We start from the raw sequence: 20,291 nt of genomic DNA on the forward strand, positions 1-20,291 counted from the left end.
GGTACCGCACGTTCCGGACAATCTGAAGGCTGTCTAAGAGTTCGCTCGAAATGCGCCGGATCTCACACCGTGCACCATACGGTGATGCGAGTCACAGATCAGGGGGCGGCCGCGGTGCCGATGCACCTCGGTCGACGTAGGGAGGATGCGAATGCCGGTTGATCCATCGGCGGTCATTGTGGCCGTTGCCACGGCACTGGGCGGATTGGTGCAGGGTGCCGACCTGCCCGCCCCGGTCAAGGAGCAGGCGACGGCCGCCATCGAGTCGTTCCAGGCCACCTCGCCAACGGCGAGTCAACAGGTCGACGACGTGATCGGGTTGCTGCCCGCACCGATGCAGGGGCAGGCGCGGCAGGCCGTCGAGGACGCGTCCACCGCGGCCGTCGACGCCCTCGACCCGTACCTCCCGCCGCCGCCCCCCGCCCCGGAACCCGAGCCGGCTCCCGCGCCGCCCCCGCCGCCCGTTATCGCCCCGCAGGCGCCCCGTGCGGACGCGCGCGGCGCCGACGTCTCGAGTGTCCCGTTCGGCGGCGACCTGTCCCGCGCGGTGTCCTCGCTCGACGCGGCGTTCCCCGGCGGCAACATCGCACCGATCGGGTCGATCGCCGTGTTCGTGCCCTGGTTCACCAAGGCGGGCGAGATCTGCGACGGCATCAGCGCGCCGATCCTCGCCGCGCTGTACAACGCGGAGAACGGGTTCCGGTACGGCCCGACCGCCCCGGTGTCCCGCACCGGCGCCCGCGGCCCCGGCCAGTTCATGCCGGGCACCTGGGAGACGTGGGGCAAGGACGCCGATGGAGACGGCACCGTCGACATCCTCGGCGTCGCGGACCCGGTGATGGCGTCCGGAAACATGCTGTGCAGCATGTACGGGCAGATCGACGAGTGGAAGCGGCAGGGCCTCGTCGAGGGGGACACCCTGGACCTGACCCTCGCCGGATACAACGCGGGCATCGGGGCGGTCCGACGTGCGGGTGGAATGCCCAGCGGCGCATACGACTACGAGCATCAGACCAAGCCGTACGTGAAGAAGATCCGGGAATCGGAGCCGGTGTTCGCGGCGATCCTGGCCCCGCTCAGCGGGTCCGACGGCACCATCGGTGGCCGGGTTGTCGAGGCGGCGCTGCGGTACCTCGGCCTGCCGTACGTGTGGGGCGGCGGCAACATCAACGGCCCCTCCGGCGGCGGCTTCGACTGCTCCGGCCTGACGTCGTACGCGATGTACTCGGCCACCGGCGACACCCTCACCCTGCCGCGGACCTCGGAGACGCAATGGAACATCGGCACCGAGATCCCGATGGACGCCGCCCGCCCCGGCGACCTGGTGTTCGGGAACTGGCAGTCCGGCGGCCCCGGCCACGTCGGCATCTACATGGGTAACGGGCAGATGGTGCACGCCCCGCAGACCGGCGACGTGGTCAAGGTCGGCCCGGTCTTCGACGGCATGAAGGCCCGCCGCATCGTCTAGCTGCGCTGCGCGCCTGTGCGCGAATTTCACCCCGACCGGGGTGAAATTCGCGCACAGTTCCATATGCTGGGCGGGTGCCCGAGGACCTGCTGATCGCGCGGAATCCCGACCCGGACTCGACGCTGCCGTACCTGGTTCGAATTCCGCTTGGTCCGAACGGGATCGTGGTGAAGGCGCGGTCGACGTGGCCGCGCGAGTCGAAGGTGTACTGTCACCGCGCCGACGCCTGGCCGGTGGACGCCGAGATCCTCGAACGGCACCAGGTGCGGTCCTGCACCCGCCGCGGACCCGCGATCGACCTGGTGCTCACCCGCGCAAGGGAGAACCGGTCGCAGCTGGTGCTCACCCGGGCCCGCGGGCGGGAGATGATCTTCTGGCAGTCGCCGCGCACCACCAAGCAGGCCCGGCCCGCAGTGACGGTCCCGACCGCGCGCGCCCACGGCAGGGTCCTCGACATCGTCGTCGACACCGGCGAGAAGTACGCCTACTCGTTCGGCCACCAGCAGGCCGCGACCACGCGGCGCCGCCTCGCCGCCGGTGACTACGCCGTCGAGCTCGACGGGGAGGTGGTCGCCGCGGTGGAGCGGAAGTCGTTGGCGGACCTGGCGTCCAGCCTGCTGTCCGGGAAGCTGACCTACGCGGCGGCGGAACTGTCGGCGCTGCCGCGGGCGGCGATCGTCGTCGAGGACAGGTACAGCAGGCTGTTCACGCTCGAGCACGCGCCGGGTGCGGCGGCCGCGGAGGCACTCGCCGAACTGCAGGCGCGGTTCCCGACCGTCCCGGTCGCGTTCTGCGAGACCCGAAAGTTGGCGCAGGAGTGGACGTACCGGTGGCTCGGCGCCTGCCTCGCCGAGCTGGAGGTGTCGGCGGCCACCAGCCGGGTCGAGCAGACGTTCGCGCCCGGCGCGCCGGTCCCCGTCGCCGAGCCGACCCCGGCCGAGATCCGGCGGTGGGCGCGCGAACAGGGGATCGCGGTGTCGGACAAGGGACGCATCCCCGCCGCCGTCACCCGCGACTTCCTCGCCGCGCGGTCCCGGCCGTCGCGGGCGCCTACGATCGAGGGGTGATCGCGAAACCAGAGCCGAGTTCCCCCGCCGTCGACGCCGCCCTCGCGGTGCTGCGCGCGCACGGACCGTTGACGTCCGAGGACTGGGCGGAGATGTTGGCCGACGCCGGGCACGGACCCGCGCCGGAGCTGCTGGAGACGGTCGAACTGCTCGACGACCCCAGCCTCGTGGTCCTCGTCGACGGCCGCCGCGCCCTGATCGACACCCTGCTCGAGGGTCGGGTGTTCACGCATCGGGTCGGCGACCGGGAGATCGCCTCGGGCCTGCTGCACGCCGAACCCGACCTTGCGCCGCTGGTCCTGTCGGTGGTCGCGGCCGAGGGCGGCCCGGTGCGGGCGCTGTTCCCCGACTACGACGCCGACGAACTCGACGCGCTCGGCGTCGCGGACGCGGACCTGCCCGACGGCGCGGTCCTGCACGTCGGCACCGATGCCCTGCGCGGGTTCTCCGACGGCGACGTGCTCGCGGTGCGGGTGCGCGGCGGCGCGCTCGACCTGTCGGCCGTCGACGGCGCCCTCGAGCCCGCCGACCTGCGCGCGGCATTCGACCGCGTCATCGGGGAGGACAACGCGGACAACCTCGAGACCGTCGTCTGGCAGCTGCTCGCCGACGACGCCGACCTCTTCGTTCGGCCGACGGTGCCGCTCGGCGAGCTGATCGATGCCGCGGGCTACGACCGTGAGGGCAGCTACCTTGCGGCGCACGGATTCGATTTCGCCGCACACCATTTCGCGTCGCATATCGCGATGGTGGCCCGCGAGAACGACCTTCATCCCGACGAGGTGAACGCGGTGATCTCGTTCGTCGACCTGGTTGCCGAGGTCACCGTCGACGGCCTCGACCTCGACGCAGCCACGCTGCGGGTCGCGTCTGATCCGGAAGCATTTGCCGGACTGGAGGACCCGGCGGCGGCCGGCGCAGCGCTGGACGTGGTCGGCGGGTTCGAGGAGGACCAGATGCCCGCGCTGTACACGGCGGCGTTGGCGATCGCGGACCGGGCGCCGCGGCGGGTGAAGGCGTCCGGGCACTGGCTCGCGGGCATGGCCGCGGACTCGCTCGGCGACGTCCGTGAGGCGGAACGCCACTTCGAGGACGCCGCCGCGATGAACGAGGAGTGGACGCCCGCGCTGTTCGAGCTCGCGCAGATCGCGTCCGACCGCGGGGACGCGCAGCGGGGGCTGTCGCTGCTCAGCCGCATCGACGGCGGCGACACTGAGCGGCTACACGCGGTGCTGCAGCGCTTCGCCCCCGCCGACCATCCCGAACTCGGCCGGAACGACCGGTGCTGGTGCGGATCGGGCCGCAAGTACAAGGTGTGCCACCTCGGGAAGACGGACGCCACCCTCGACGACCGCGCGCACTGGCTGTACGAGAAGGCCGCCCTCTACGCCCAGTCGACGTCGCTGTTCGACCTGGTGTTCGCGCTCGCGGACCTGCGCGCCGACGGCCTGGATGGGGAGGACGCGGCCGCGCGGGCGTTCGAGGATCCGCTGGTGCTCGACGCCGCGTTGTTCGAGGGCGGCCTGTTCGCGCTGTTCGTTGCGCGGCGCGGGATGCTGCTGCCCGCCGACGAACTCGACCTCGCGGGCCGCTGGCTGCTGGCGCGGCGATCGGTGCACGAGGTGGTCGCCGCGGACGGTGCGGCGGCGACCCTGCGGGACCTGCGCACCGGCGAATCGGTCGACGTGACGTGCGCGCAGCCGCTGGCGGTCGGTGACGTCGTGTGCGCCCGGGTGGTGCCGACGGGCGAGCGAACCCAGATCCTCGGCGGCGCCGTTCCGGTGCCCGCGTCCCGCCGCGACGACCTGCTCGCGGTGCTGTCCGCCGACACCGTCGAACCGGAGGATGTGATCGTCCGGTTGGCGGACATCTGAGCGGTGTGGCCGTCTGGATCCTGGCTACGATCGACCGGTGACAGATCAGGCCGATCCCATTGCCGACGCCGTACTCGACCTGCTCCGCGCCAGCGGGCCGTTGACCGTCGATGAGCTTGCCGACCTTCTCGAAGAGGAGGGGCTCGGTGACTGGGATGAGTTGTGGGACGACATCTACAACCTCGATCACGCGGCGGTGGGATACCTGCCGGGAGAGCGGTACGTGGCGATCGATTCGTTGTTCGCGGGGCGGGTCCTGACGCACCGGCTCAGCGAGTCGGAGATCGCGTCCGGGATCCTCGCCGCAAATCCGGACCTGACGTCGATGACGTTGATCCTCGACGGGGGCCCTGCGGACAGCGACTTCCGCACCGTGATTGCGCCGTTCGACCGCACGTTGTTCGCCGCACGGGGTGTCGATGTGGACCTGTTCGGGGACCAGGAGGGACTGCTGGTCCCGGTGGAGGCGCTGTCGGGGTGCCAGCCCGGCGATCTCGTCGCGCTCACCATCGTGGACGGCGCGCCGCGACTGCAATCTGTGGACGGGGATCCGGCTCCGCCACCGGACCTGGACGCCCTGCTCGCCGCGGTGGTTCCGGACGGGAGGATGGACCAGTTGGGTAGCGTTATCTGGCAGCTGCTATCCGCGCATCCGACGCTGTTCAGGTCTCCGACGCTACCGTTGGGGGAACTACTGGCCACCACGGGATACGACGTGGACGGCGACTACATCGCGGTCGCGGGCTTCGACTTCGCCGCCGCTCGCCGACAGACGTCGGAGGGGCTCCTGGCGCGCGCGTTTGGTCTGGATGGGTCCGGCGAGGACGGTGACCGGATCGACGGGGACGCCAACACGACCGATCCGTCGCCGGGGGTGTCGGCGTTCCTCGACCTGGCCCGGGCGGGTGAGCGGGACGCGACGAGCGGCGGCGATTATGCGGCGGGCGTGCTTGCCGACCTCGCGGATTCCCTCGCCGAACTGGTCGATCCGGCCGTCGCGACGAGTGCGGTCTACGACGCGATCCACGACCTGGGCTTGTCGCCGGAGGCGTTGCGCCGCGCGGGAATCGCCCTGCGGGACCGGGGGCCCCGCCGGGCTGCGGTCGCTGCGCACTGGATCATCGGTCGCGCAGCGGAATTCGGCGGTGATTCCGTTGAAGCCGAACGGCACTACGAGCGCGCGACCATGATTGATCCGGAGTGGGGTCCGGCGCTGGAGGACCTGATCGAGCTGGCGTCCGACCGTGGCGACGCGGTCCGAGCCCTCGCCATGATCCACCGGACGGACGCGATGCTGGACGATCCGCTGCACGACCTCCTCCACGACTTCGAGCCGGTCGAGCATCCCGGGCTCGGTCGAAACGACAAGTGCTGGTGCGGGTCCGGACGAAAGTACAAGGTGTGTCACCTCGGAAGGACCGACTTCCCGCTCGACCTGCGGGCCCGTTGGTTGTACGAGAAGGCCGTCGCGTTCGCGTTCGGGATGGAGTGGGGTGCGCTGCTGATCGGATTGGCGTCGAGTCGGACACGGTCCGCCGAGCCAGCGGCACTGTTCGAGGCCATGCACGACCCCCTCGTCGTCGACGTCGGACTCGTCGAAGGTGGTCTGCTGGAACAGTTCCTGCGGCGCCGCGGTGCACTGCTCCCCGCCGACGAGCTGCTCCTCGCGCAGCAGTGGCTGGCTACTCCCCGGTCCGTGTACGAGGTCGACGAGGTGCGGGTCGGGAAGGGAATGACGCTGCGCGACCTGCGCACCGGTGACCGTGTCGACGTCGAGGAGCGTCTCTGCAGCACCCAGGTGAAGACCGGGCACCTGATCGTCGCCCGGGCGGTGTCGACCGGAATCGGGATGCAGATTTTCGGGGGAATCGAGCCAATCACCCTCGCGCAGCGCGGACGCGCGATCGACCTGGTCGGGCGCGAGGACACCGATCCGGACGAGCTGATGATGCTACTGTCCGAACGCTTCGAGCCGGTGCGGGTCGTGACCGGGGAAGGCACGGCGATGGTGGCCTGCAGTGCCACGGTCGAACTCGCGGACACGACGTTGGTGCGTCGCAAGCTCAGCCGCCGGTTCGGCGCCGCCGACGGCGACAGCTGGACGTGGCTGGATGGCACCCGGGTGCTCGGCACCCTGTCCCTCGACACCACCGTCGAGCCGTGGCGGTTGACGGTGGAGACGATGAGCGAGGAACGGTTCGAGGAGTTGCTCGACCGGGTGCAGGACGTCGACCCGGGCATGACCGTCGTCGACGACACCCGGACACCGGCCGCCGATCTCGTCGCCGGTCCTCGGCCCGCGCTGCCGCCCGCCCCCGACGATCCGGAGACCGCGGCGATGCTCGACGAGTTTGTCCGCGGCTACGAGACCCGGTGGCTCGACGACGCGATTCCCGCGCTGGACGGCGTCACACCCCGGCAGGCGGCCACCGACCCGACCCGCCGCGACGACCTAATCCGCTTGCTCGCCTCGTTCCCGCAGGAGGAGCGTCCCGGGGCGATGAGCGTGCGGCGGCTGCGGGAGGCGTTGGGGTTGTGACGACCGTCGAGTGGTATCAGAGCGGTATCATCGCTCCATGAGCATGACGCTGCGACTCACGGCCGAGCAGGACGAGCTGCTCAGCGAACTGGCGCGGTCAGAGGGCGTCAGCAAACAGGAAGCCGTGATTCGCGCCATCGCCGAGCGGGCGGCTCGACTCACCCAGGACAGTGAGGTGCGCACGGCCGCGCGAGGCGCGGTCGCCGAGTACGGCCCGCTGCTCGACCGGCTGTCGAAGTGACCCGATACCTGTCGACCGAGGACCTCCTGGCGATCTGCGAGGAACTCGGCGGACTCCTGGTGCGTGACGTCGGGCTCCTCGACGCCGCCGCGCACCGCCCGGCCTCGACGGTGTTCGGTGACGACGCCTATCCCGACGTGCACACCAAGGCCGCCGCGCTGGTGCAGTCGATCGTGCGCAATCACGCACTCGTCGACGGCAACAAGCGCCTGTGCTGGGTCGCCGCCTACGTCTTCTACGCACTGAACGGTCTGCATCTCGACGCCCCCGAGGATTCCGCCTATGACCTCGTCATCGACGCATCTACCGGGGCCGTTGACCTCGACACGATTGCGGCCACATTGACCGGGTGGACCACGGCCCTCGACGGATGACACCGGGTCACCGTCCCGGCGCGGACTCCTGCTCGGCGAGCGCGCGCCGCGACTCCTCGTGCAGCACCTCCAGCAGTTCCTGTTCCAGCGCGACGAATTCGGGTGCGGTGACGATCGACAGGTCGCGGGGCCGCGGCAGGTCGACGCGCACCTCGCGCCGCACCGTCGCCGGCCGGGCGGACAGCACGACCACCCGGTCGGAGAGGTAGACGGCCTCGCGGATGTCGTGGGTGATCATCAGGACCATCCACCGGTACCGCTGCCACACCTGCTGCAGCCATGCCTGCATCTCGGTGCGGGTCAGCGAGTCCAGCGCACCGAACGGCTCGTCGAGCAGCAGCAGTTCCCGATCCTGGACGACGGTCCGCAGCAGCGCCGCCCGCTGCCGCATGCCGCCGGACAGCTGCGCAGGCCGGGCGTCCTCGAAGCCAGCGAGCCCGAAGGTGGGGAACAGCTCCCTGGCGCGGCGCCGCGCCTCCGCGGTCGGCACACCCTGCACCTGCAGGCCGACGATCGTGTTGTCGAGGACGGTGCGCCACGGGAACAGCAGGTCCTGCTGCGGCATGTACGCGCAGTGCGCGGTGCCGGGGCCGAAGTCGATGCTGCCCGCATCGGGGGAGTCCAGCCCGGCCAGCATCGCGAACACGGTGCTCTTGCCGCAGCCGCTCGGGCCGATCACGGAGACGAATTCGCCCGGCTCCGCGGTGAACGACACCCCGCCGAGGACCTGTCGGTCGGGCCGTCGTCCGGGCTGCGGGAACGACCGGGTGAGGCCGTCGACGACCAGGCGGCCACCGCGCCGCTCACCCATGGCGCGCCCGACCCTCGGCGCGGACCCACGGCGCGACGACGCGTTCGGCGGCGAACGTCAGCAGGTACAGCGTGATGCTGATCAGCGCGGTCACCAGCACCGCCGCCAGCACCAGGTCGGTGCGGAAGGAGTTCTTCTGCAGGCTCATGTAGATGCCGAGTCCCTCGCTGGCGCCGACGTATTCGGCGAACACCGCACCGACGACGGCGTAGGTGATCCCGATCCGCAGCGCGGTGAAGAACCAGGGCAGCGCCGACGGCAGCCGCACGTACCGGAACACCTGCCGCCGGGACGCACCCATGCTGCGCAGCAGCGCACCCGCCTCCCGGTCGGCCGCGGCGAACCCCTCGATCAGGCCGATCGCCATCGGGAAGAACGTGACCAGCGCGATGACGAGCACCTTCGGCAGCAGCCCGAAGCCGAACCAGATGATCATCAGCGGGGCGATCGCGATGATCGGCAGGGTCTGGGAGGCAACGAACAGCGGCACGAACGCGCGCCGCAGCCACGGCGAGAAGTCCACCACGATCGCCAGCGCCCAGGCCAGCACCAGGGACACCGCGAACCCGATCAGCGTCACCTGCAGGGTCGCCGCGGCGTGCACCCCGATCTCATCCCGATGCGCCCAGCCCTGCCGGACCACCCGCAGCGGGGACGGCAGCAGCTGCGGACGGATCCCACTGACCTGGACGTACAGTTGCCAGACGGCGACGAGCACGGCCACCGTCACGACCGCAGGCAACGCCAACGGGCTTCTGCGTGCGGTGGGGCTACGGGGCGCCGAGGTAGTCATTGGTGAAGTACGTCGACCAGTCCGGTTCGGTGGTCAGCGGCGCGCCGTCCGGCCCGGTGAGCAGGCCGTTGCGGTACAGGAAACTCGAGTTCCCCGCCCACTGCTCCAACGTCTGGGTGCCGACCCGCCCGTCGGCGTCCTTCATGTACTGCCCGGCCAGCATCCGCTGGCTCTCGACCACCAGCTGCGGGTCGTTGAAGGCACCCGGGTTGGCGTCGATCAGGTCCCGGGCCGCCTCGTCCGGGTGGTCCGCGGCGAACTGGTAGCCGCGCTGCAGCGCCTGCACGAACCTCGCTGCCTCGTCCGGGTTGGCGCTGAGCCAGTCCTCGTTCCCGTCGACGACGATCGCGTACGCGTCCGGGAACCCGAAGTCGGTGTAGCGGAAGTACTTCATCGGGGTCCCGCGGCGCTCGGCCTCGATGCCCTCCCAGGCGAGGTAGGAGACGGTGAAGTCGGCCTGGCCGGAGTAGACCGCCTCGTAGGCGGAGGTGCCGAGGGTGACGGACGTGAACTCGCCGGTGCCGCCATCGTTTCGGATCACCTGCTGCAGGGTTTCCTTCTCGCCCGGCTCGCCGAACCCGGCGTAGGTGGTGCCGTCCAGGTCCTTCGGGCTGGTGATGTCCGCGCGGTCGGCCTTGACGCCGATCCCGGTCGCCCAGTGCTGCAGCGGGGCGAGCACCGACACCGTGTGCGCGCCGGACGCCCGGGAGAACGTCGACGAATCATGGGTGCTGATCCCGAATTCGGCGTTCCCGGCGTCGATCACGGTGTCGACGGCGGTGTTGGTGTACGGCAGGATCTCGACGTCCAGGCCGGCGTCCGCGAAGTAGCCGCGCTGCTGCGCGACGTACAGCCCGGTGTGGTTGGTGTTCGGGGTCCAGTCCAGCGCGAACCGGATCGTCCCGTCCGACCCCGAATCGCTGCCGCAGGCCGCGAGGAGCGTCGACGTCAGTGCGGCGGCGACGATCCCGGTCAGCGCGCGGATCATGCGGCCCGTCACGACAGCGGCCAGGACTGCGGGTGCAGCGCGGTGTCCCAGAACATCAGCTCGTACCGGGTCGCGACGGTGAAGGCGGTGACCATCGCGGCCCGGTCGGCGTCGGTCGCGGCGGCGGCCGCGGCGTCGACGAGGGCGCGGGCCGCGGCGGCGGACTCCTGGAACTCGGGGGCGTCGTAGGTGGACACCCACTGCGCGTAGGGGTGTCCGGGGTCGGCGGCGAGCACCTTCGCCGCGCGGGCCGCGAGGTCCCGGCCGACCTCGGCGTAGATCCAGAAGCACGGCAGCACCGCGGCGGCGCCGACCGCGTACGGTTCGGTCGCGGCGGCCGCGATCAGGTACGACACGTACCCCAGGCAGGCGGACGAGTGTTCCGGCTCGTCGTCCCGCGGCGGAAGGACGTGCAGCAGGTCCTCGTGCAGCGCGGACTCGACGGCGGCCGCGCTGGCGGCCGAGTTCGCCCAGAACGCGGCGGTCTGCGGGTCCGGCGCCTTGGACGCGAGGATCGCCAGCGCCTTCGCGTAGCCGATCAGGTACAGCGAATCCTGCTCGATGTAGGTGCGGAACACCGCCAGCGGCAGCGTGCCGTCGCCGAGTCGGTGCAGGAACTCGAGGTCGTCGATCGCGACCCGCAGCGCCTTCGTCTCGTCCCACAGGTGGTCGGTGAAGCGGTCCGTGGTGGTGGCATGCGTCAACACAGCCATGACATCCCTTCGTCAGCATTACCTGGACAGGTTCTCGGGTCTCATCTCAGCCCCGCAGTCGCGGAGCACCCCGTGTCAGAACACCGTCGACGGTAGCAGGTCGGTCTGCGCCGGCCCGGCGGTTGCCGGACCGTCGGCCGAGAGCCGCACCCGACAACCGCCCGTTCGCGTCCGGTCGGCGACGCCGCGGGGTGCGTCGCCTACGATCACCGGGTGATCGCCTCGACCGAATCCCGTGGTGACCGGCACCTCGAGATCGTGGGTCGCCGCGCCGCCGACCCCCGCACCGAAGCGCGTCCGGATCCCGCACCCGAACCCGACCCTCGCGAACTCGATGTACCGGAACCCGATGCGCCCGAACTTGATGTGCCCGAACTCGATGCCGCCGGGCACGCGATCGCGGAACTGCGCCGCCGCGGCCCGCTCAGCACCGACGACTGGGTTGCCGCGCTCGTCGAGCGGGGGCTCGGCACGACCGCGGAAATGGCCGCGGTGGTCCGCGCCCTCGACGACTCGCCCGTCGGGGTGCTCGCCGACGGCCGGGTTGCCGCGCTCGACGGGCTGCTCGAGGGCCGGGTGTTCACGCATCGGCTGTCCGCGGAGGAGGTCGCGTCCGGGGTTCTCGACATCGACCCGGACCTGTCCGCGCTTTCCGTGCTCGCCGGATCCCGTTCCCGCGGAGGCGAATGCGAGGTCGCCGTGGTCTCCCCGACCGCGGACGCCGCCGCTCTCGCTGCCCGCGGCCGCACCGAGTTCGCTGCCCCGGAGATCGAGCGGCTGCTGCTCGACCCGGACCTGCTGCACGCGGCGACCGCGGGCGACCTGATCGGCCTCGGGCTGGCTGGCGGTCGGCTGCGGCTGGTCCGCGTGGACCGGACCGCACCCGCCCCCGACCTCATCGACGCCCTGCGGGAGGTGATCGCCGACGGCGCCGTGCACACCGACCCCGTCGTCTGGCAGTTGGTCGCCGAGCATCCCGACCTGTTTACCGCGCCGACGGCGCCGCTGACCGAACTGCTCGCCGCCGCGGGCCACGTCTGCGAACGGAACTATCTGGCGCCGAACGGTTTCGACTTCGACGCCCATCACCGGACCGCGCTCGTCGAGTCGATCGCTCGGGAGAATCGGCTGAACGTCGCCGAGGCGGGGTCCGTCGTCGACCTCACCGACCTCGTCCACGAGGTCGCCGACGCGGTCGAGCGGGGCGAGGATCCGTCCGAGGTCGCCGCTGCCCGGGTGACCGTGGACCCGCGGGTCTTCCGTGGCCTCGCGGATCCGTCGGCGGCGGCGGTCGCGTTCGACCTCGCCACCCTCGGGGACGACCGCGCCGAGGCGCTGCACGCGGTGGCGTCGGCGCTGATCGAGCACGCGTCCCGCCGGGTGCGCCCCGCCGCGCACTGGTTGGCGGGCAAGGCCGCCGACCAGTGCGGCGACGTCCTCGTCGCGGTCACCCAGTTCGAGCTGGCGCTGGACCGCGACCCGGACTGGACACTGGCCGCGTTCGATCTGGCCCTGCTCGCCGCCGACGCGGGCGACGTGCCGCGCGCGCAGTCGCTGCTGGCCCGCATCGAGGGCGGCGACGCGGACACCCTGCAGGAGGTGTTGGCGCGGTATCAGCCCGCCGACCGCCGCGAGCTGGGGCGCAACGACCGCTGCTGGTGCGGGTCCGGCCGCAAGTACAAGGCCTGCCACCTCGGCCGGTCCGACCTGACCGCCGACGCCCGCGCCTCCTGGCTGTACACCAAGGCGCTGATGTTCGCCCGGACCCCGGAACTGTTCGACCTGGTGCACGAGCTCGCCGAGATCCGGGCCGCGCACACCGACGACGAGGACGCAACCATCACCGCCCTCGAGGGTGGCCTGGTCATCGACGCCGCGCTGTTCGAGGGCGGGGTCCTCGAGCAGTTCGTTGCCCGGCGCGCGCAGGTGCTGCCCGCGCAGGAACTCGAGCTGGCCCGGCAGTGGCTGGGCGGCAGCCGCGGCGTGTACGAGGTGACCGCGGTGTCACCGGGACGGTCGCTGACCCTGTGCGACGTGGCGGGCGGCGAGCCAATCGAGGTGGTGGACGCGGTGGCGGGCCACCACTTCGCGGTCGGCGGGCTGGTCTGTGCGCGGCTGCTACCGACCGGGGAGTCCGTCCGCGCGTTCGGGGGGATCGAACCGATCGACCCGCGGTACCGGGGCGAACTGGTGGAGATGTGCGGGTCCGCGGAGACCGAGCCGGACGAGCTGGTCGACGTCCTCAGCCTGGCGTTCATGGCGCGCTGATCGTCGCGCGACAGATCGGTCTGTCCCCGGGTGGAACCGATCCGGGCATTGCCGCGTCTGAATCGTTGTGAGCCGATGAGCACGGCCCCTGGGGGAAGGGGACCGGCGCCCGGCGGTTCCGGTGGCCGGTGGGGCAGTCGAGCAGGGGGTGACTGCCCCACCGCGCATTCGCCCCATCTTCGCGCCGAGACAAGTGAACCCCGGTCCGGCACGCTGCCGGGTCCGGGGTTCACTTGGGTGCGGTCGGGCTCAGCCGTGGTACGGCTCGGCGCTGACCAGGGTGACCTTCATCGTCTTGCCGTTGGGCAGGATGTACTCGCGGGTCTCGCCGACCTTCGCGTCGAGCAGGGCGCCGCCGAGCGGGGAGCTGGGGGAGTAGACCTCGAGCTTGTCGTTGCGGGCACCCTCTTCGCGGGTCGCGATCAGGAAGGTCTCGGTGTCGGACTCGTCACCGTCGTAGTACACCTTCACGACCGAGCCGGGCAGGGCGACACCGGACTGGGTGGGGGCCTCGCCGACCTTCGCGCTGTTCAGCAGTTCCTGCAGCTGGCGGATGCGGGCCTCCTGCTGGCCCTGCTCCTCGCGCGCAGCGTGGTAGCCACCGTTCTCCTTGAGGTCGCCCTCTTCGCGTCGCTCGTTGATCTCGGCCGCGATGACCGGACGGTTGGCAATGAGCTGGTCGAGTTCGCTCTTGAGCCGGTCGTGGGACTCCTGGGTCAGCCAGGTCACCTGGGTCTCGGTCATGCTCGATCACTCCTCGTAGTCGGAACCCGGGGACGGGTCCCCTGGACGGACCACCGATACCGGTGGTCGTGCATCGGAGTCCGCGTCGCACGCGCATCCGGATGCAAATACAGCACCACTGCAAATGCAGCAATACACGGTTCCTGCCCGGAACCGTGTATCACCGTATTTTAGCACGAGCTGGGATTTTCCCGGCGAAGGTCGAGGCAGCGCCACCCGCACGACCGGGACGGACCCGGCGGGACTCAGCCCGCGGTCAGGTAGGACGGAACGGTCGATCCGCAGCCGTAGATGTCGGCGACGCCGGGGGGCTGGGAGGTCGTGACCTGGGTGTCAATCTGGACGGTGCCATGCTCGGACGGTTGCACGACGATCTCACGCCGACCGGTCTCGGAACCGTCCCGTGACCGGACGCGGACGATGCACAGCGCCGCCTCGGACGGCTCCTCGCGGGTGACGGTGAAGCTCATCGCCATCGTCGAGTCGTCGACGATCGAATACTGCACCATCTCGGACGCGATGTCCTTCGCGGCGAACTTGTTGTACCCGAGCCAGGCGACGGCGAGGCCGAGCAGGACGACGCCGATGGTCAGCACGATCGCGGTGATCCGGGATCCGCGGACGCTGCCCTGCGGCATCGGATAGCGGTCGGAGGGGATCGTCTCGGTCATCTGCTCGACTCTCGTGCATCGGTCCGGGCAGGCGCGCGTGCCCGGCGGGGCGCCCTCCGTCGGCCGATCCGGACAGGGTCACGGTGACGCTGGAGGTGTCGGGTGGAACTATAGGGGAAGGACACCGGGCCCCCGCCCGCGCGGTCGACGCGACGGGTGGACGGTGTCCGGAAGGCCCGATCGAGTTCCAGGCGAAGCTGAGGTGAAGGAAGACTGTGAGCGGATTACGTCTCATGGCCGTGCACGCCCACCCCGACGACGAGTCGAGCAAGGGTGCTGCGACGATGGCCCGCTACGCCGCCGAGGGCAACGAAGTGCTGGTGGTGACGCTGACCGGCGGCGAACGCGGCGACATTCTCAACCCGGCGATGGACGTCCCCGGCGTCCGGGACCGGATCAGTGAGGTCCGCAAGGAGGAGATGGCGGAGGCCGCGCGGATCCTCGGCGTCCGGCAGACCTGGCTCGGGTTCGTCGACTCCGGGTTGCCGGAGGGCGACCCGAAGCCGCCGCTGCCGGACGGCTGCTTCGCGCTGGTTCCGTTGGAGGAGTCGACCGAGGCGCTGGTCCGGGTGGTCCGCGAGTTCCGTCCGCACGTGATGACCACCTACGACGAGAACGGTGGCTATCCGCACCCGGACCACATCCGCTGCCACGAGGTGTCGATGGCCGCGTACGAGGCGGCCGCCGACCCGGACCGGTTCCCGGACGCTGGCGCGCCGTGGGAGGTGCAGAAGGTGTACTACTCGCACGGATTCATCCGCAAGCGTCTGCAGCTGTTCCAGGACGAGTACGACGCCCGCGGCGAGGAGTTCCCGATGGCGGAGTGGCTGAAGAAGTGGAAGACCGAGCAGGGTGACCTGATGGCCCGGGTGACGACGCAGATCACCTGCGGCGAGTACTTCCCGCAGCGGGACGACGCGCTGCGCGCGCACGCCACCCAGATCGACCCCAACGGGTCGTTCTTCGCGGTGCCGCTCGACATCCAGCAGAAGATCTGGCCGACCGAGGAGTTCGAGCTCGCCAAGACCCGGGTGACCACCGCGATCCCGGAAACCGACCTGTTCACCGGCGTCGACCACGTCGGGGTCGCGTCGTCGGGGCAGCCGGACCAGGAGGAGAAGAAGTGAATCTGGCAAGCGCGTCGGTCGTGTGGCTGGCGCAGACCCAGGGGACGCCGACCGGCCCCGAGTTCGGCAAGGCATCCCCGGTCGGGCTGGTGCTGATCGTGCTGCTGCTGATCGGCACCGTGCTGCTGATCCGGTCGATGAACAAGCAGCTCAAGAAGCTGCCGGAGACGTTCGAGCCGGAGCATCCGGAGGCGGACCAGGAGGCCGACGAGGGCACCGACCGCGGGGCGGCTGCGGCGCCAGCGGCGGGCGCACCCGGCGCCGCGCGCACCGGGGACGAGCCCGAACCGCCCGCGTCGTCCCCGAAGTAGGGCGCACGGGGTGACGAGGTCCCGAAACGCCCTCGGCGACGCGACCAGCCCATACCTGCGCCAGCACGCCGACAACCCGGTGCACTGGCAGCAGTGGGGTCCCGACGCGCTGGCCTGGGCCCGCGAGCGGGACGTCCCGGTGCTGCTGTCGATCGGGTATGCGGCCTGCCACTGGTGCCACGTGATGGCGCACGAATCGTTCGAGGACGCCGCGACCGCGGAGCTGATGAACGAGCACTTCGTGTGCATCAAGGTGGACCGGGAGGAACGCCCCGACCTCGACGCGCTCTACATGAACGCGACCGTCGCGATGACCGGGCAGGGCGGCTGGCCGATGACCTGCTTCCTCACCCCGGACGCGGAGCCGTTCTACTGCGGCACCTACTACCCGCCCGCGCCGCGCGGCGGGATGCCGTCCTTCACCCAACTGCTCGAGGCGATCGCCGACACCTGGCGCACCCGCCGCGACGACGTGCAGCGGGCGTCCGCGTCGATCACCGCGGAGCTGCGCGGCGCGGGCGGCGCCCTGCCCGCGGGCGCCGCGGTGCTGGACGCGGTGCTGCTCGACCGGGCGGCGGCCGCGGTCCGCGCCGACGAGGACGTCGCGCGGGGCGGCTTCGGCGGGGCCCCGAAGTTCCCCCCGTCCGCGCTGCTGGAGGGCCTGCTCCGCGGCCACGAACGCACCGGCTCGGCGCTGGTGCTCGACTCGGTGACCCGGACCGCGGAGGCGATGGCCCGCGGCGGCATCTTCGACCAGCTCGGCGGCGGCTTCGCCCGCTACGCCGTCGACGCCGACTGGGTGGTGCCGCACTTCGAGAAGATGCTCTATGACAACGCCCAGCTGCTGCGGGTGTACGCGCACCTGGCGCGGCGCACCGGGTCGCCGCTGGCGCTGCGGGTCGCCGAGCAGACCGCGGAGTTCCTGCTCCGCGACCTGCGAACCGACTCCGGCAGCTTCGCGTCCGCGCTGGACGCCGACACCGATGGCGTCGAGGGGTCGACCTATGTGTGGACGCCGCAGCAGCTGATCGACATCCTCGGGTTCGAGGACGGGGTGTGGGCGGCCGGCCTGCTCGCGGTGGGCACCGCGGGCACCTTCGAGGCGGGCACCTCGGTGCTGCAGCTGCCCGCCGATCCCGACGATCCGGATCGCTGGGATGCGGTGCGCCGCAGCCTGTTCGAGGCGAGGTCCGCGCGGCCGCAGCCGCACCGGGACGACAAGGTGGTCACCGCGTGGAATGGGCTCGCGATCACCGCCCTCGCGGAGGCGGGGGCCGGGCTGGGCAGGCCGGAGTGGGTGGACGCGGCAACGGACTGCGCCCGGGATCTGCTCGCCACGCACCTGGTCGAGGGCAGGCTGCGCCGCGCGTCCCTCGGCGGGGTGGTCGGGGCGGCGGCCGCGGTGCTCGACGACCACGCCGCGCTGGCGACCGGTCTGCTGTCCCTGCACCAGGCGACCGGGGACCCGGTGTGGCTCACCAACGCCATGCGCCTGCTCGACCTGGCGCAGCGGCACTTCGCGGACCCGGACGCGCCGGGCTGCTGGTTCGACACCGCCGACGACGCCGAGACCCTGATCGCCCGGCCCCGGGACCCGGTCGACGGCGCGACCCCGTCCGGGGCGTCGTCGATGGCGGAGGCGCTGCTGACCGCGTCGGTGCTGACCGGGCCCGCGGACGCGCACCGGTATGCCGCGGCGGCCGCGGCCACCCTCGACCGGGGCGCGCTGCTGCTCCACCGCGTCCCGCGTTCGGCCGGGCACTGGCTCGCGGTCGCGGAGGCCGCGGTGCGCGGGCCGCTGCAGGTGGCCGTCGCCACCACGGGCGGGGCCGGCCCGAACGATGCCGCGAACTCGGACGCGGGGCTGCTCGGCGACTCTGGGCTGCTCGGCGTCGCGCGCAGGCACGCGCCGGGCGGTGCGGTCGTCGTCGGGGCGGCGCCGGATTCCGTTCCACTGCTGGCCGATCGGCCCCTCGTCGATGGGCGGGCCGCCGCCTACGTGTGCCGCGGCGCCGTGTGCGAGCGGCCCGTCGTCGAGGTCGAGACCCTGCTGGAGTCGCTGGCCCGCTAGCGGGTTGCGGCCTCGATCACCGGCCAGGAGCGGGCCAGCTCGTCGCGCCAGTACGGCCAGGCGTGGTTGCCGACCGGGGCGGCGCTGCGGGTGACGTCCGCCCCCGCAGTGCGCAACGCCTGCGCCAGCTGATCGGTGCACAGGTTCGCGCCCACCTCGAGCGCCCCACCGACGACCACGGTCCTGGCGAAGCCGGGGTCGGCCGGATCGTCGTGCGGGCCGGGCAGTCCGGTCCCGGACGAGAGGTACACCGGCTTGCCCGCCAGCGCCGGGGCGCCCGCGATCGGGTCGTGCGCCCGCCAGGTCGCCCCGCCCTGCGGTCCCCACATCAGCTCGGAGTCGGCGCCGCCGTTGATGACCACGAGATCGGTGACGGCCTTGCCGACCGGACCCTCGGTCAGGTAGCAGCCGCTGTAGCCGACCGCGCCGTCGAAGACGTCCGGGTACTGCTCGGCGAGCAGCACCGCGCCGGTGGCGCCGGACGAGATACCGCCGACCATCGTCCTGCCGTTGGTGCCGAGCCGGGCGTCGAGCAGCGGCGGCAGTTCCTCGCCGAGGAAGGTGGCCCATCGGGTGCGGCCGAACGTGGGATGCTCGCGCTCCCAGTCGGTGTAGTTGGTTCCGGTCCCGCCGACCGGGAGCACCACATTGATGTTCTTGTCCGCGAAGAACTCCCGCGCGTTGCCGCGCTCGGGGTCGAGCCAGTTGTTCTCGGTCACCTGACCGGAGTTGCCGTCGAGCAGCAGGTAGCTGCCGCGCGGGCGGCTGTCGTCGGCGGGCAGCAGCACCTTCACCGGCACCTGACGGCCCATCGCGGGGGAGTCGACCTGCAGCAGCAGCAGCCGGTCGCCGAGGTCGGTGACGGACGCGATCGCTGGCGAGGCGTCGGCGGCGACCGGAACGTAGTCGGGGACCACGGTCTGGGCGGTCGCGGTCTGGGTGGTCGCGATCGGCGCACCGACCACGGTCGCCGCCAACGCCGCCAGCAGGGCGCGGCGGGCGGGCCGCCGGGTCACCGGGGCGCCCCGAGCGCGTCCGCGAGCATCGGCCACGAGCGATGCAGGTCGTCCTGCCAGTAGCCCCACGAGTGCGTGCCGTTCGGGCGGAAGTCGTACTGCACGTTCGTCCGGCCCAGATCGCGGGTGCGCTCGGCGAGCCGGTAGGTGCAGTAGTTGGTCGCGGCCTCGATGACGCCGCCGACCACGAGCTGGCTGCCGAGCGTGATCGGATTCCCGTTCAGCCGGGGGTTCGCGAGCGAATCATGCGCCCCGGGAAGGCCGTTGCCGCTGGCGACGTAGATCGGGATGTCGGGCAGCTTGTCCGCGTTGAGGTACGGGTCGTGCTCGGCCCACTCCGGGTCGCCGGGCGGGCCCCACATGTTATCGGCGTCCCCGGTGCCCGCACCGACGACCATCGTGACGAACTGCCTGCCCGGCGCCTCGCTGGTCATCGCGCACCCGCTGTAGGAGGCGACGGCGCGATACAGGTCCGGGGCCTGGATCGCCAGGTCGAGGACCGAGGTGCCCGCCATCGACAGCCCGGCAAGCGCGTTGGCGCCGGTGGTGTCGAGCCGCTCGTCGATCACCGGCGGCAGTTCCTCGGTGAGGAAGGTGGTCCACATGTTGATGCCGTTGTTGCCGCTGTTCTTCGCGAGCCCGGGGTCGGGGTGGCGCCAGTCGGTGTAATAGCTGAACGCGCCCTCCATCGGAACGACGACGTTGACGTGCCTGCCGGCGAAGAACTCCGCGACGTCGGTCTGGGCCTCCCAGGTGGCGCCGTCCTCGCCGCCACCCGCCCCGTTGAGCAGGTACAGCGTCGGTGCCGGGGTGCCGGTGTCCGCGGGCCGCAGGATCTCGAGCGGAATGTTGCGCTGCATCGACGGCGAGTACACGTCGATCGCTTCCCAGCGGTCGCTGCGGGGCGCGGTGTCCGGCGAATCCTGCCGGGCCGCAGGGGAATCAGGAGTCTGGGCCGCGGCGACCGGCGGGCCGAGGGTGAGCAGGCCGACGGTGAGGGCGAGCCCGCAGGCGCGACGCAGGTGGGGTGAGGGGCTCAACGGCGATCCTTGCAGCGGCACGGTTCGTGGATGGGGGGTGAGGCGGGTGGGGGGGGCCCCCCCCGCCCCCCCCCCCCCCCCCCCCCCCCGCCCCCCCCCCCCCCCCGGGGGGGGCCCCCCCCCCCCCCACCCCCCACCCCCCAAAAAAAAAAAAAAAAACAACAAAAAAAAATAA

Annotated in this window: 18 protein-coding genes and 1 riboswitch; of the genes, 10 read left to right on the forward strand and 8 right to left on the reverse strand. The window is 71.5% G+C overall.

Features of this window, described 5'->3' with window-relative positions; genetic code table 11:
* The first annotated feature begins 151 nt into the window (after positions 1–151).
* The 6 genes from ACFWPA_RS03750 (at position 152) to ACFWPA_RS03775 (ending at position 7,563) form a co-directional block, all read left to right on the forward strand.
* The gene (locus tag ACFWPA_RS03750) at positions 152–1,468 is read left to right on the forward strand and encodes an NlpC/P60 family protein (RefSeq protein WP_378569665.1); all 1,317 of its coding nucleotides are present in this window, start codon (positions 152–154) and stop codon (positions 1,466–1,468) included.
* A 74-nt stretch (positions 1,469–1,542) separates the two neighbouring features.
* Positions 1,543–2,535 (forward strand): histone-like nucleoid-structuring protein Lsr2, encoded by a 993-nt coding sequence (locus ACFWPA_RS03755; RefSeq protein ID WP_378569666.1) that lies wholly within the window; start codon positions 1,543–1,545, stop codon positions 2,533–2,535.
* Positions 2,532–4,409, forward strand: a complete 1,878-nt coding sequence (locus ACFWPA_RS03760; protein ID WP_378569667.1) for an SEC-C metal-binding domain-containing protein — start codon at positions 2,532–2,534, stop codon at positions 4,407–4,409. Before ACFWPA_RS03755 ends, ACFWPA_RS03760 begins: the two co-directional genes overlap by 4 nt.
* Before the next feature lie 37 nt (positions 4,410–4,446).
* Positions 4,447–6,948 carry an SEC-C domain-containing protein gene (locus ACFWPA_RS03765; RefSeq protein ID WP_378569668.1) on the forward strand — a complete coding sequence of 834 codons (2,502 nt, stop codon included), beginning with the start codon at positions 4,447–4,449 and terminating at the stop codon, positions 6,946–6,948.
* Positions 6,949–6,985: 37 nt separating this feature from the next.
* Positions 6,986–7,189, forward strand: coding sequence for a ribbon-helix-helix protein, CopG family (locus ACFWPA_RS03770; protein WP_378569669.1), 204 nt, complete (start codon positions 6,986–6,988; stop codon positions 7,187–7,189).
* Positions 7,186–7,563: a type II toxin-antitoxin system death-on-curing family toxin gene (locus ACFWPA_RS03775; protein ID WP_378505711.1), complete on the forward strand. Its 378-nt coding sequence runs from the start codon at positions 7,186–7,188 to the stop codon at positions 7,561–7,563. The genes ACFWPA_RS03770 and ACFWPA_RS03775 overlap by 4 nt, the downstream gene beginning before the upstream one ends.
* A 7-nt stretch (positions 7,564–7,570) precedes the next feature.
* Here ACFWPA_RS03775 and ACFWPA_RS03780 read toward each other — a convergent pair whose 3' ends face one another.
* From ACFWPA_RS03780 to ACFWPA_RS03795, 4 genes are all read right to left on the reverse strand, one after another.
* On the reverse strand, positions 7,571–8,374 hold the full coding sequence (locus tag ACFWPA_RS03780; protein ID WP_378569670.1) for an ABC transporter ATP-binding protein: 804 nt from the start codon (positions 8,372–8,374) through the stop codon (positions 7,571–7,573).
* Positions 8,367–9,167 (reverse strand): ABC transporter permease, encoded by an 801-nt coding sequence (locus tag ACFWPA_RS03785; protein WP_378569671.1) that lies wholly within the window; start codon positions 9,165–9,167, stop codon positions 8,367–8,369. Before ACFWPA_RS03785 ends, ACFWPA_RS03780 begins: the two co-directional genes overlap by 8 nt.
* Complete coding sequence (locus tag ACFWPA_RS03790) at positions 9,145–10,155, reverse strand: ABC transporter substrate-binding protein (RefSeq protein WP_378506034.1); 1,011 nt, start codon at positions 10,153–10,155, stop codon at positions 9,145–9,147. Before ACFWPA_RS03790 ends, ACFWPA_RS03785 begins: the two co-directional genes overlap by 23 nt.
* Before the next feature lie 8 nt (positions 10,156–10,163).
* Entirely contained in the window at positions 10,164–10,868 is a 705-nt protein-coding gene (locus ACFWPA_RS03795; protein ID WP_378505714.1) for a TenA family protein, read from the reverse strand.
* Positions 10,856–10,951, reverse strand: a riboswitch (TPP riboswitch). It overlaps the preceding gene by 13 nt.
* 130 nt (positions 10,952–11,081) lie before the next feature.
* On the opposite strand from ACFWPA_RS03795, the gene ACFWPA_RS03800 reads away from it, so the two are divergent.
* Positions 11,082–13,136: an SEC-C metal-binding domain-containing protein gene (locus tag ACFWPA_RS03800; RefSeq protein ID WP_378505715.1), complete on the forward strand. Its 2,055-nt coding sequence runs from the start codon at positions 11,082–11,084 to the stop codon at positions 13,134–13,136.
* Between the two features lie 249 nt (positions 13,137–13,385).
* Here the strand turns inward: ACFWPA_RS03800 and greA are convergent, their stop codons facing one another.
* Entirely contained in the window at positions 13,386–13,880 is a 495-nt protein-coding gene (greA, locus tag ACFWPA_RS03805; protein ID WP_378505716.1) for a transcription elongation factor GreA, read from the reverse strand.
* 245 nt (positions 13,881–14,125) lie between these two features.
* Positions 14,126–14,551 carry a DUF4307 domain-containing protein gene (locus ACFWPA_RS03810; protein ID WP_378505717.1) on the reverse strand — a complete coding sequence of 142 codons (426 nt, stop codon included), beginning with the start codon at positions 14,549–14,551 and terminating at the stop codon, positions 14,126–14,128.
* A gap of 215 nt (positions 14,552–14,766) precedes the next feature.
* Between ACFWPA_RS03810 and mca the strand changes: the two genes are divergently transcribed.
* The 3 genes from mca to ACFWPA_RS03825 are packed head-to-tail and all read left to right on the forward strand — an operon-like array spanning position 14,767 to position 18,060.
* Positions 14,767–15,678, forward strand: a complete 912-nt coding sequence (mca, locus tag ACFWPA_RS03815) for a mycothiol conjugate amidase Mca (protein ID WP_378505718.1) — start codon at positions 14,767–14,769, stop codon at positions 15,676–15,678.
* Positions 15,675–15,989 (forward strand): hypothetical protein, encoded by a 315-nt coding sequence (locus tag ACFWPA_RS03820; RefSeq protein WP_378505719.1) that lies wholly within the window; start codon positions 15,675–15,677, stop codon positions 15,987–15,989. The genes mca and ACFWPA_RS03820 overlap by 4 nt, the downstream gene beginning before the upstream one ends.
* Positions 15,990–15,999: 10 nt before the next feature.
* Positions 16,000–18,060 (forward strand): thioredoxin domain-containing protein, encoded by a 2,061-nt coding sequence (locus tag ACFWPA_RS03825; RefSeq protein ID WP_378505720.1) that lies wholly within the window; start codon positions 16,000–16,002, stop codon positions 18,058–18,060.
* On the opposite strand, the gene ACFWPA_RS03830 is transcribed toward ACFWPA_RS03825, so the two are convergent.
* Entirely contained in the window at positions 18,057–19,076 is a 1,020-nt protein-coding gene (locus ACFWPA_RS03830) for an alpha/beta hydrolase (protein ID WP_378505721.1), read from the reverse strand. The two genes, ACFWPA_RS03825 and ACFWPA_RS03830, sit on opposite strands and share 4 nt — an antisense overlap.
* The gene (locus tag ACFWPA_RS03835; RefSeq protein ID WP_378505722.1) at positions 19,073–20,116 is read right to left on the reverse strand and encodes an alpha/beta hydrolase; all 1,044 of its coding nucleotides are present in this window, start codon (positions 20,114–20,116) and stop codon (positions 19,073–19,075) included. The genes ACFWPA_RS03830 and ACFWPA_RS03835 overlap by 4 nt, the downstream gene beginning before the upstream one ends.
* Positions 20,117–20,291 lie beyond the last annotated feature (175 nt).

The sequence above is a fragment of the Rhodococcus sp. NPDC058505 genome (assembly GCF_042720095.1).
In the GTDB taxonomy this organism is placed as follows: Bacteria; Actinomycetota; Actinomycetes; order Mycobacteriales; family Mycobacteriaceae; genus Rhodococcus_G.